Here is a 269-nt window from a genome sequence, read left to right on the forward strand (position 1 = left end):
CCTCTTTAGGCATATCAGGATGGCGTACGATGTTATGAGGGCTACCAATTAACTCACTTTTATCAAAGCCGCTAATTTTTACAAATGCATCATTGCAGTGAAGAATTTTTCCTTTCAAATCTGTAGTCGTAATGAGCTTCTCATCTTTAGAAAATGTTTTCTCTTGATTTGTCACTGGCATATTTTGGCGCATAGAAAAGCTATCCTTGAAACTTTATATAAAGGTAGTTTTAGATAGAAACCAATTTATCTTAACTTAACCATAAGAT

At 33.5% G+C, this 269-nt stretch carries 1 protein-coding gene; it reads right to left on the minus strand.

Going from position 1 to position 269, the window contains the following annotated elements:
• A partial coding sequence (locus RG959_RS24230) for a PAS domain S-box protein (protein WP_342799309.1) occupies nt 1-193 on the minus strand: 193 nt, incomplete at its 3' end.
• Between the last annotated feature and the right edge of the window lie 76 nt (nt 194-269).

It is taken from the genome of Domibacillus sp. 8LH (assembly GCF_038806185.1).
In the GTDB taxonomy this organism is placed as follows: Bacteria; Bacillota; Bacilli; order Bacillales; family Domibacillaceae; genus Domibacillus; species Domibacillus indicus_A.